Source organism: Rhodococcus sp. NPDC019647 (genome assembly GCF_044389235.1).
In the GTDB taxonomy this organism is placed as follows: domain Bacteria; phylum Actinomycetota; class Actinomycetes; order Mycobacteriales; family Mycobacteriaceae; genus Rhodococcus_F; species Rhodococcus_F oxybenzonivorans.
Genome location: NZ_JBIRXS010000026.1, coordinates 94061 through 104795, shown reverse-complemented (window position 1 = coordinate 104795; position 10735 = coordinate 94061). Strand labels below are relative to the sequence as shown.

Annotated in this window: 11 protein-coding genes; 6 read left to right on the top strand and 5 right to left on the bottom strand. The window is 64.7% G+C overall.

The genetic code is table 11. The features are described 5' to 3' along the window. Nucleotides 1–2422: 2422 nt before the first annotated feature. The 3 genes from ACH49N_RS30840 to ACH49N_RS30830 all read right to left on the bottom strand — a co-directional run bounded on the left by ACH49N_RS30840 (nt 2423) and on the right by ACH49N_RS30830 (nt 4447). Nucleotides 2423–2659, bottom strand: a complete 237-nt coding sequence (locus ACH49N_RS30840) for a hypothetical protein (RefSeq protein ID WP_358276448.1) — start codon at nt 2657–2659, stop codon at nt 2423–2425. A gap of 58 nt (nt 2660–2717) precedes the next feature. Continuing rightward, on the bottom strand, nt 2718–2942 hold the full coding sequence (locus ACH49N_RS30835; protein WP_159928703.1) for a hypothetical protein: 225 nt from the start codon (nt 2940–2942) through the stop codon (nt 2718–2720). 560 nt (nt 2943–3502) lie between these two features. Next, nucleotides 3503–4447, bottom strand: coding sequence for a phospholipase D family protein (locus ACH49N_RS30830; RefSeq protein WP_358276449.1), 945 nt, complete (start codon nt 4445–4447; stop codon nt 3503–3505). 254 nt (nt 4448–4701) lie between these two features. Here ACH49N_RS30830 and ACH49N_RS30825 point away from each other — a divergent pair, with 254 nt between their 5' ends. The 5 genes from ACH49N_RS30825 to ACH49N_RS30805 all read left to right on the top strand — a co-directional run bounded on the left by ACH49N_RS30825 (nt 4702) and on the right by ACH49N_RS30805 (nt 8566). Beyond that, complete coding sequence (locus ACH49N_RS30825) at nt 4702–4929, top strand: hypothetical protein (protein WP_358276450.1); 228 nt, start codon at nt 4702–4704, stop codon at nt 4927–4929. Between the two features lie 127 nt (nt 4930–5056). Then, nucleotides 5057–5227 (top strand): hypothetical protein, encoded by a 171-nt coding sequence (locus ACH49N_RS30820; RefSeq protein WP_358276451.1) that lies wholly within the window; start codon nt 5057–5059, stop codon nt 5225–5227. A gap of 227 nt (nt 5228–5454) precedes the next feature. Continuing rightward, nucleotides 5455–5799, top strand: a complete 345-nt coding sequence (locus ACH49N_RS30815; RefSeq protein ID WP_358276452.1) for a hypothetical protein — start codon at nt 5455–5457, stop codon at nt 5797–5799. Then, a complete protein-coding gene (locus tag ACH49N_RS30810) occupies nt 5796–7769 on the top strand; it encodes a hypothetical protein (protein ID WP_358276453.1) in 1974 nt (657 codons plus the stop codon). Before ACH49N_RS30815 ends, ACH49N_RS30810 begins: the two co-directional genes overlap by 4 nt. After that, a complete protein-coding gene (locus ACH49N_RS30805) occupies nt 7769–8566 on the top strand; it encodes a hypothetical protein (RefSeq protein ID WP_358276454.1) in 798 nt (265 codons plus the stop codon). The genes ACH49N_RS30810 and ACH49N_RS30805 overlap by 1 nt, the downstream gene beginning before the upstream one ends. 202 nt (nt 8567–8768) lie before the next feature. On the opposite strand, the gene ACH49N_RS30800 is transcribed toward ACH49N_RS30805, so the two are convergent. After that, nucleotides 8769–9902 carry an IS630 family transposase gene (locus ACH49N_RS30800; RefSeq protein ID WP_358276529.1) on the bottom strand — a complete coding sequence of 378 codons (1134 nt, stop codon included), beginning with the start codon at nt 9900–9902 and terminating at the stop codon, nt 8769–8771. 134 nt (nt 9903–10036) lie between these two features. Here ACH49N_RS30800 and ACH49N_RS30795 point away from each other — a divergent pair, with 134 nt between their 5' ends. Next, on the top strand, nt 10037–10399 hold the full coding sequence (locus tag ACH49N_RS30795; protein WP_358276455.1) for a hypothetical protein: 363 nt from the start codon (nt 10037–10039) through the stop codon (nt 10397–10399). On the opposite strand, the gene ACH49N_RS30790 is transcribed toward ACH49N_RS30795, so the two are convergent. Continuing rightward, a complete protein-coding gene (locus tag ACH49N_RS30790) occupies nt 10388–10579 on the bottom strand; it encodes a hypothetical protein (protein ID WP_358276456.1) in 192 nt (63 codons plus the stop codon). The genes ACH49N_RS30795 and ACH49N_RS30790 overlap by 12 nt on opposite strands. Nucleotides 10580–10735 lie beyond the last annotated feature (156 nt).

The following is a 10735-nucleotide window of genomic DNA, read 5'->3' as shown; positions in this document are numbered from 1 at the left end:
ATCCCTTCTAGCCCAAGGGTTGAGGCCATTGTCCCGTTTCAGGACTGGCTGATCACGCACCGCCACACCCCGACTTTTTCAGGTCGAAGTAGCTAACGGGAGGGAGTCGAGTTGGTGGGAATGTGGAAACGCCCGCGAAGACTGCTCGCGGCATTCAAGTCGGATGGGTAGCCAAAATAATATGCGTCGGCGCGACTCCCAAAACCCGCTGAACATGAGCTTCGCGATGAGGTGGACCGGTGGATGTCCCCATCATGGCGGTTCGAATCCCAGGAGAAAAGCGCCATCTCCCTCGATCGGTGAGGCCGACGGAACGGGGTCGATCCCATACCGGGCGATAGGTCACCGTGATGCACGGTGCATCACCCGGCGGGTCGGTGATGCATGGTGCATCACCGCGTGATGGTCGATCCTGCACGGTGTCGAGTTATGGACTCTGGGATGGAAAAGAATGAGCTGTTGTCGATTCCGGGTAAACGGCCACGGCAGATCGGGTGCGCGTAAAGGATTCAGATTTGGCAAGTAGCAGTACGAATAGGGCTAGAGACAAGGGGCCGCTCCAGCTGCGGACCGGCGAATTTGATGTCGCACGAGACGCCGCCCGTACTCATGGCGAGGTGCACCGTGTCCTTGCGAGATGCGCGGTGCTCCTCCAAGCGGCCTGACCCGCCCTCCGTTGGCGGTGCCGGCGGCGAGTGCGTGCGCAGCTTTGGACTCTTCCCCGCACCCCGCCCGGAGATGGTAGGTCGACGCAACGCGGAGGGAATCTTGGTAAGGCTGAGGGGAAACCGTTGATGGTTGTCCAGGATCATCCCGTCCTTTTGGCCACGCCACCGGTGGCTAGGGGGTTGGCGGGGGAAGTTCGCCGCTGAGCGACCTGAGGAATCGCCGTATTCAATAGCGGTGTCGGCTTGTTTGGGGATGAGTGAGACCATACGCAGGTTGACCCAACAGAATGCACCATGCCAATGGTCTTTGGCTCGGGCGAGCGATGGCCAGGGCGTCACCACTGCGACACAGGGGGCCCGCCGTAAGAAAACGGCGGCGGTCTGCAACGAGGACATGGACTTTAGCCGGTCTTCGTCACGTGACGAATCCGACCGTGAGTGGTACGGCGGTCCACCGGGCGCGACTAGAAGCGGTTCCCGATATTTCGAAGCGGCGTGGGGTGACCTGCGCCAGACAGGCTCGAGATGTCTACCTCCCCGTGCTTTGCGACGCCTTCACCCCCTACCCGAGTGACTGCCACGCAGTGATGCACGGTGCATCACGCGGTAGACGGGTGATGCACGGTGCATCACCCTGATGCTGCGGGAAAGTTTGAGCGTCTGCGAAATCTGAGGGACAAGATTCCAGAACAGGGTTGGCCATAGTGAGAGTTCATATGTCGCCCTGGCGAACTGCGGCAATCGCTAAAACTTCATAACTAACCTGCGGTGTGATGTGGCCTCCGCCCACATCGACTCATGAAGGTAGTGCAACGACGTCCAGGGTGGGGGAGCGGTGCATGTCTCCGGAAATGGTTCTATAAACACGGGAAGCCATGTTCGACGACACTCCCGGTAGCGACGGTGCCGTAAGAGTGAAATTTGTTCCCTTACAATGAAATCCGACCACCGTTTGACCTTGGGGCACTCGTCAATCGCGGTGAGGAACAGAGCCGAATGATTCCTCAAGGGGTGGAGAGGGTTACAACACCACGAACTCGAAACGGGAGGTTTTCACTGCTTCGTGAGGCGGCCGAATGAGGCTCTGCCGCCGATGCTGAGCACGCGGAACCCCGCCGGAGCTGGCGGACGGCGGGGCCGCTACACCGGCAGTTCGAGAATCGGTGATGCAGCGCGAAGCGTGACAGCTGAACAAAATTCAACTCACGGGTTGCGGCACCGCCGTCCTGCGCATCGGATCAGCCGGTGCGAAACAGATCGTATGACGCCAACAACGTCCATCCCAAGAGTGTGTCGTACGCCACGCACGTTTCTAGTAGTGGTCGATCTCGATTGGATGCTCCTGTCGACCACTTCGATCTGTTCGGGCTGTGCCAAGCGAGCGGATTGAGAGCGAAAGGCGGGTCGCATCAGATGCATCCGGGAATGCCGAAGGTGCTGATCCGCTCCCGCTGCACGTCAAGTTCGTGGTCGCGCTCTTGTCGGCGCGGATAATGGACGGGATCGAATGTTGTTGTCGGTCAATGACACTGAATGCAAATTGGCGGTGTGCATCGATGAGCATGGCCTGGTCGGTAGGTTCGGCGGCGACCACCGCACCTACGCTCCCAGGTGCTGATGGGCGTCCCGCGGATCGGCTCCCAAGGGCGGTAGCGCCAGAGGTTTCTGGCGGCGTCGATTGCCGTAGCGGTGGCGGGACTTGGTGTTCGGTGCGTATCGCCCTGACGCCGGCGGGATGCCGCCAGGTAGCGGCGTTAAAGGACAGCGGCAATCAGACCGGCAATGCCGGCGATCGCGACGAGCACGAGAAGACCCAGCGCGGGCGACCCGAAGACGGCGCACACAAGGGTAGTCAGCAGCGCCAGACCGATGGTCACGGCGATGCCCGCTTCCCAAGACTCGAGGAGCGTTGCGCAGCGCGCACCGTCATCCAAGTCGGCTTCCGGCGGAGTCTGTGTGGTGGGTACATGCGGGCTGGCGGCGACGGTCACGGGCGGTGCGGATCCTTTCCAAACTTCGAGACAGGAGATAGGTGGACTGGTGCACCGATCACAGATCGGCCAGCACCGGAAAGAGAGCGATCGCGGACACCGTGATCCCCGCGACTCCTGCGACGACTCCGAGCAACGCTCGCAGCGATGCGGGCTCATCATCCGCTACGCCTGACCGGGAGGCGGCGAGAGCACCGCAGACCACGGCACTCACCCCCAGGATGAACCCGAGTCCGGACACCCAGAACGACGCGATGGACAACGCGCCCAGTAGAACCGACACCGAGGGTAACCGTGATCGCCCACGCGGTACCCGCGGTCGTGCAGGCGTGGAGGAACTCTCGTTGCCTGTGGCACCTGAGTTACACGGGGTGGCAGCGTTCACGATCCCTCCTCCATTGCCTCGGGTAGCCCGGTCGTCGATGCGACGAGACGGAGTGCCCATCGATCCAAGGGCGGCCGTCCAGCCACTGTCCAGCCGGAACAGTGCGCTTGGGCTTCACCTAGGGACTGCGTTTGAGCCCAGCGGTTCTCGCAGGTCCGTGTCATCGTTTACACAGAATTTAGCACTCGCATTGGTGGAGTGCTAATGGTTTGTCAGCGGCATGCCGTGAACCCGGGGGAGGTCATCGCGGCGACCGTGTGAACGAAGGACGCGAGTACCTTCGGTTTGCGGGAATGGAGTGCTTCGGAAGTGAAATCGAAAGGCTGGCAGCACCGCATAGGCGGTTGCTCCGAGTCGTGGGCAACGTGTCGCGGTAGCTACCGCCATCTAGCGTTTCCAATGTGGGTTCTTCGGTTCTGCGGAGCAGACTCACACGTACGTATTGCCTCGCTGAAGGGTCAGAGGCCCCATAGTGCGAGGATCGCCGTCCGGAGGGTGGGGGAGCGGACGTAGTGATCGGTCCGCAGCCGTGAGCCGGGGTGCCCGAGGTCGGTGAGCGCCTTCTCGGCGTCGGTGAGGGCCACGGGTAGCAGGTCGGTGCGGGTGCGCAGGAAAAACAACACCGCTCCACCCGACCGTGGGATCCGCATCGGATCGGAGATCACCACGGCCGGCGGGTGAATCCACTCGTCGCCGGTGGAGACGAAGACGATCACGTCACCGCGCCGAATGGTGCCGCGTGTGTCGAGGCGGAGCGACTCGAGCTGGTACTTCACCGCCGGCCCGCCCGCCGTGGAGTGTCGGCCCCGCTGGGTGTCGAGGACCTGTTGTTCGGTGTCGGTGGGTTCGTAATCGACGGCGTGTTTGACGAACATCCGGCGCACCGGGGTGGGCAGGAAATCAGTTTCGGTGCGGACGCGGCCGGTGACCCCGGGTAGGGGGACGGCGCGGCCGATCTCCCATTCTCGGATCGCGTCGTCGAGGAACACCTGATCGACCTCGGTGATCTCGTCGAGGCCGTTAATGAACGTTCGGACACCGGCGACGATCTCGGGGTCGTCGGTGATGACCACGGCGTCGTCGGCGAGGGTGGAGTTCTCGGAAGCGTTGGCCGACCCGATCACCGCCCGGGTATTGGTAGCGATCACCTTCGCGTGCAGGGTCGGTGACGACAGCACCCGCACCCCCCGCTCGAGGTAGTAGGTGAGGGCGGCGGGGGAGGTGGCGTGCGCCCGGATCGCGGCCTTGGACGCGTTGACGACCAACAGGTCCCCGGCACGCAGCGGGAGCAGCTCGGGTGCGTCCTGGCCGAGGTAGCCGATCGCGGCGTACCGGGCGCCCCGGGTGCGGATGGCGCGGGTGATGTGCGGCCACGGGCTCGGCCCGTGGAAGGTGGTCCCCATACCGACAGACGGTAACCGGCGCGCCTTGGGTGTGGTACTGGTCCTGGCAACGCTAAAAGAAGCTAAAGAGGGGCGCCGTCGGTCGGCGCTCCTCGGCGAGGTCGACGGCGGCGCGTGGGACAGGTTGATCGCAGTCACCCGACGTGCAGAAATCCGGCCGAATCTTCGTTGAGAAGAATGTGTCGGTACCGGCCACAGCGGTTGGTCCAGCACTCCTACGCTGTGAGCACCACGACACCAGCGGGAGAAGGATCATGAGTTACGAAGCGATCTACGACGGGGTCCGTTATCCGCTCGCCGACGCAGCCGCCGCGCACGGCCTCGAGGACGCTGTCAGAGGCATCTTCGACAACAACGGCAACGGCGGATTCGTCGGGTTCGTCAGCCAAAACTCGACGGTACGCCTGCTGATTACACCGGCGACTCCGATTGCGATTCGGGGCAGCGACGAGCCGAACCCCAGCATCGTCTACCGCTGGTAACCCCACCGACAGCCGATATCGTCGGACCGTGACGGTACCTGGCGTCCTCACCGATCGAGGTGTCGCAACACTTTCCGGCAAACGATGCACCGGTCAGCAAGGAGGATAGGGTGCCCAGCCTCATCTTTTGGGCGGCGTCACCTACGGCATCAGCCCCACCAGATCCGAGGCCACCCGCGAACTGCTCGCCCGCTTCGCCGAGGGACACACCATGGGAGTGGCCATGTCCCTCACCCACGGCGGGGCTCGACACCACCTGTACATCACACCCGGGGTACCCATCACGCTGGTGGAGTGACGAGTCCCGCCGGGTCCGGTGGATCACACGCCCTCGGGTTCGCGAGAAGGCATGGTGACATGGGACGGCGCGTGACGGCCGCGTCTCGGATTCCTGCACACACACCCAGCATCCGAATTTGCGCGCATTTATGCGAACAAGTGTGCGCGCGTACTCACATGCAACAAGGCATGTAGCGGGTAAGGTGACTTCTGCGGAGGTACACGGGCGAACACGAGTGGGTGGGTATGGCGAAGACGGGAAACACCGGGGGCGGCGCCCGCCGCTCGAATGGGGGCGGACGCGGCGGCACCGCTCGGTCAGGGAAGGAAGGTGCCGGTGCCGGGGGCGTTTCTGGGTCGGGGACGCCGAGTGCGGAGTTGACGGCGAAGCTGGAACCGCGGAAGGGGCCGACGAAGGTTCCGCTCAACACCCGGGTCCTGGCCTCGACGGAGGCCCGGTTGAACTGGCTGGTGAACCATCGCCAATCCACGGTGACCAACGTCGTGGACGTTGCCCTGCAGGAATTCTTCGACCGCTACCGTGTCCCGCCGGCCGATCTCGACGGCCGGATCGCCGAGCAGGAGTCATGAGCTCCCCGTGGGAGCAAATTCCCCTCTTCACCCTGCCCGACACCACCCCGGCGACGTCCCCCGAATCCGCCGAAAAAGGCGGTCTCCCCGACGCAACCGATCGGGCGGGTGTCACCGATGGGGCGGGCCCGGAACCAGCGGTCGACGCACACTCTGAACTACACGAGCAGTGGGACATTGACTCGCACGAGCAGGATGACGTCGCCGAAACTCCTGCGGGTCGGGAGTCCCCCGGCGTGGATACCCCCGACGCGAACACCCCCGACGCGAACACCTCAGACGTGGATACCATCGACGTGGACAGCGACGGGGCCGGGAGCGTCGCGGCCGATCCGCCGGTGTGGGAGACACTGCCGGCGGGGGAGGCCGCGGATGGGCATGCGTTGATCGTGACCGCCGCCGGGACGTACACCCCTTCGGGAAAGGAGTTGACCGGTCCGGTCGATTCACTCGAGAAGCTGGACAAACTGATTCGCTGGGCGTCACTGACCCCGTTGGGGGCACCCGCACAAATCTGGATCGTCGGGTTGGCGGCGTGTGAGCTCCTCGGGTGGGTCATCGATCCGGGCAGTGAGGACGACGTCGACGACATGGAAGCGTTGCGGACCCGCGCCGCCACCGACCTGACCGCCACCCTCCATGCCACCCTGCCCCCGTTGCTCGGTGTGGGGTGGGAGCTGCGCGGGGAACCGGGTCATGTGGTGCACCTGTCCCGCACGATCGGGAACTTCACCTCGATGGTCGATGTGGTGATCGAACCGTATGTGTGGACCTACTGGAACAAGGACTTCGGCTGGCACAACCGGGTCGGCGATATGGGTGTCCTCGGCTCACCCACAGCGGGAACCTATCTCCCCGACGACGACCTACCGGCCGCCCGGGAACTGGGCCGCCGACTGGGATGGTGCGCGCAGCATCTCGGGGTGCTGCCCGGACCCACCCCGGCCCGCACCGGTGCCGCGATCGTCGACAAGATCAAACGGGAACGCACCCGATCGGGCAAGGGCATTGTGATGACGACCGCGGGTCCGGTGCCGCCGCTCGATGGCGCCCCGCGCGGGGACCTCGAGCCCGCGGTCGGCTGGACCCGGGTCCCGGAGACCAGTGACCTCGCCGATGCGGACCGGTTGGTGTCGATCGACCAACGCGCCGCCTACCTGGCCTCCGCCGGGATGCTCGAGCTCGGTTACGGGCAACCGAAGCATCTGACCGGTGGGGCGGCGGCCGCGGCCGCGGCATCAGGGGAGAAGGGGACCCCGTTCGGGTTGTGGCGGATCACCCTGCCCGCGGGACAAACCTTGTCGCTGCCCGAGAAGCTGCCTCTGCCGCATCCGCACATGCTCGCCGATCAGCCGGTGCAAACCTGGGTCACCTCGGTCAGCATCGACGGGTTGTGTGCACCGGTCGCCGACGGTGGGATCGGCGCCGACCTCGACGACCTCGAGATCACCGAGGCGTGGGTGTACCCGCAGCAGGGGCGGGTGCTGGACAAGTGGGCGAAGATCCTGCGGGAGGCCCGCAAAACCGCCGTCGACACCCGGGATGCGGCGATGAAGGGATTTCTCGGTTCCTGCTACAAGGGGTACATCGGGCGGATGGTGAACCCGGACATGTGGACCGCGACACGAATGCAACATCACCACCAACCGTTGTGGCGAGCGTCGATCATCGCGCACTGCCGGTGGCGGGGCCGCCGCGTCGCGATGCGCATCGCCCGTCAGCACCAGCGGTGGCCGGTCCGCACCGTCACCGACTCCTGGGTCTACCTCCTCCCCGAAGGGGAAGACATTTCCGACCCGAGCGAGGCGCTGGGAAAGATGACGGTGGAAAAGGACGTGACCCTCACCGACACCCTCCTGCACACTATGGCGTCGGCTGCGGATGTGCACGAGGTGAACCTGGCGATCAAGGCCGCCTTCACCGACCACGAGGACGCCGCCGACGACGACGACGGGGAGGGGGTGGACTGATGGCGCTGCATCTGCCGAAGCCGCGGACCAAGAAACCGGCCCAGCAGGCGGTCGGGCTCGACGGCCTCAAAGTCTCGGTCGCCAATGCCGCGACCAGTGGGGTGGAGAAGTCGAAACAGGTCACAACCGGGGGACTGGCCGGGCTGACCAGCAAGGTGACGGTCACACAATTACGTACGGAGCTCGGCAACGAGGGTTTGCGTCAGGCGGCGATCGACGCCGGCCGCACCCCGCCGTCGGACCGCACGTTGCGCCGGTGGGCGCAACAGGGCCGCATCCCCCACGCGGATGTGCTCGAGCGGGCGCAACGGCGGGCGGCGATCGAACGCCTCGGCGGTATCGACGTGGTGGCCGCGAAGATCGGCCGGTCCCGCTCGGCGGTGTCCCGGTACCGGTCGGGGGAGACGAACGAACTGCGTGCCGACGCCAGTAAAAAACTGAAGAATGTGCGGGCGCAGGACATCATGGCCCGTGCCGGGGTGTTGCGCCCGGACGGGACACCGAAGACCGCGGTGATCCGGGTCAAGGGTGGTGTGATGGTCCGCAACGGCGCCGACGAGGGCTACGACTACCGGGTCCGCACCCTGGATTTCGCGAACTCCGACACCCCCTTCACCCCTGACGAGTCCCGCGAACTCGCCGCCGCCCTCGCCAACGATGATCACGCCCGCGTCGTGGCCTTGCTCGAACGGCACGCCACCCTCGACTACCCGGAGAACAAGGGCTTCGACCGGTACAGCGACCAATTCGGATTCCACTTCGACCACATCGACTCCGTCCACATCGACTGGACCTGATCTCAGACGGACCGAACCGCGGGCGGACAAGTCGTTTCGGCAGGTCAGCATCGCGGAATCGGTGTTATCGCAGAGTGCTGCCATCTCGGGCACTATCACCGGACCGCGGGCCTGCCGAATCGAGCCGGGGAGGCACTGGTGTCCTCAACCCTGTTCGGGATCCGCCGTGACTAAGTGGTTGGGTTCATAAATTCGTCGGGGGTCATGCCGCTTGTCGGGTTCGGTCGTGGTGGTCGAGTCGTTCGAGGTGTCGGTGCAGTTCCGCGGTGGTGTAGCGCCACTTGAACGGCACAGCGGTGGCGTTGTACCGGTCCTCGAAGTCGAGCAGGCGCCGTTCGACGACATCGAGGTCTTCGAAATCGTTGGGTGAGAGCACTTTGCGTTGAATGATCGAGAAGTAGATCTCCACCTGGTTCAGCCAGGAGGCGTGCTTCGGGGTATGGACCATCACCGCGTTCGGATACCTCGCGGCCAGCCGATCGATCGCGGCTCGCCCACGATGCGAGGACCCGTTGTCGACAATCCAGAACACCCGCTCGGCAGAGGCGTATGGCTGCTGGCTCATGACGTGGTCGACGAGGGCGGTGAAAGGGTCGATGCCGGTTGTGGTTTCACATCGGCCGAACACCCGGGCGTGGTGGACATCGTAGGCCGCCAGATATGCCAGTGCCCCACCACGGCGGTAGTCGTGATTGACGCGCATCGGCCGGCCTGTGCCGGCCGGCTGCGTGGGATGGCAGCGCTGTCGGGCCTGGATGGACGGTTTTTCGTCCGCGGAGATCACGTACTCGTCCGCCCCCAACTCGACTCCGTCGTACCTTCGGGCGTAGAGATCGAGGACGACGGCGGCCTTCGTCTCGAACTGCGGGTCTCGGATGAAGATCCACGACTGGTATTGCCAGGGTTTGTGGGCGTTCGGCGCGAGCCAGCGTCGGACCGTCGTGACCGAGGCGCTGATTCCGTCGATCAACAACTGCCGGGCCAACTCCGGACCGGTCCACCGCGACAGGGGGAGCTCGTGCTCGGTGGGAAGCTGACAGGCCCACGCCTTGACCGCGGCGACCTGCGACGGGGAATACCTCGGCGGGCGTCCCGAGCGCGGGGCGTCGGTGAGTCCTTCGACTCCTCGGTGATAGAACCGGGCCCGCCACTTGCGGGCCGTGTCCACGCAGACACCGAGCTCGGTTGCGATGTGGGCGTTCGAGTCGCCGTCGGCGGCCATCAGCACGATCAATGCCCGCAGCACCGTCCTCTGCGGTGGGCTCCCGGCCCGCACCCACCCCTCGAGCATCTCGCGGTCGGTGCCCGCCAACACCACCCGGTACGGGCTGACCATCACCACGACACACCATCCGAGAAAGAACTACTTGGATCACTCACGGCACATACACCACACCGGCCACAGCAATTCCCGAGGCAACGACACGCCGGCCGCCACGAAAGTCACGCTGATCGGGCACCATCACAAATATGCCGACGCCACCGGAATCGACGAAGAGCTCACTGCGCTGGAAACTGCTGGATCGGGTCCGGACCCGGTGGCCGGAACTGGCCACGATCAACACCCGATTCCGCAGCAACTTCGCCTACGTCGACGGCGTGCTGACCGACGGGACGGTGATTCCGTTGATGCGACTGCGGTACGGCGGATCCGCCAGTGTGTGGGGATTCGCGATCTACCTCGGCAGCAGCGGCAAGTACCAGGACTCGGTCCTGCCCAGCGGGAACTTCGCCGGCAGTCCCGAAGACGCGCTCGACTGCGCGTGTGGGCTCTACCTCGGCGACCCGACCGCCTGGCAAAAACCCCGACGAATTAACGGGTCAGACCACTAAGCTGCCCCCAGTGGACCGGCCCCGGTCGCCGCAGGCACCCTTGTTGGTCGACGACATCGTCACTATCGTCCACGCCGTGAGGTTCCATTCCCCGTCGGCCAGCAGCGGATGGGATTCGATGACGGGTTCGTCGGCGTCGAAGGCCGCGTTGGACTGGGGGCTCGATCGTTGGATGCTCAACTGCTGAACTCCAAGTTCGCGGCCAGTGGCAGGTACAGAGTGGCCTGACCGGCATCGATGTACTTGCGGGCCTTTTCTTCGTCCGTGCGCTCGTCTAGAAGGGCGTGGAGGTCGGTGTGCGTTTGTCTCCACAAATCGCCGAACTGATGCGGGGAC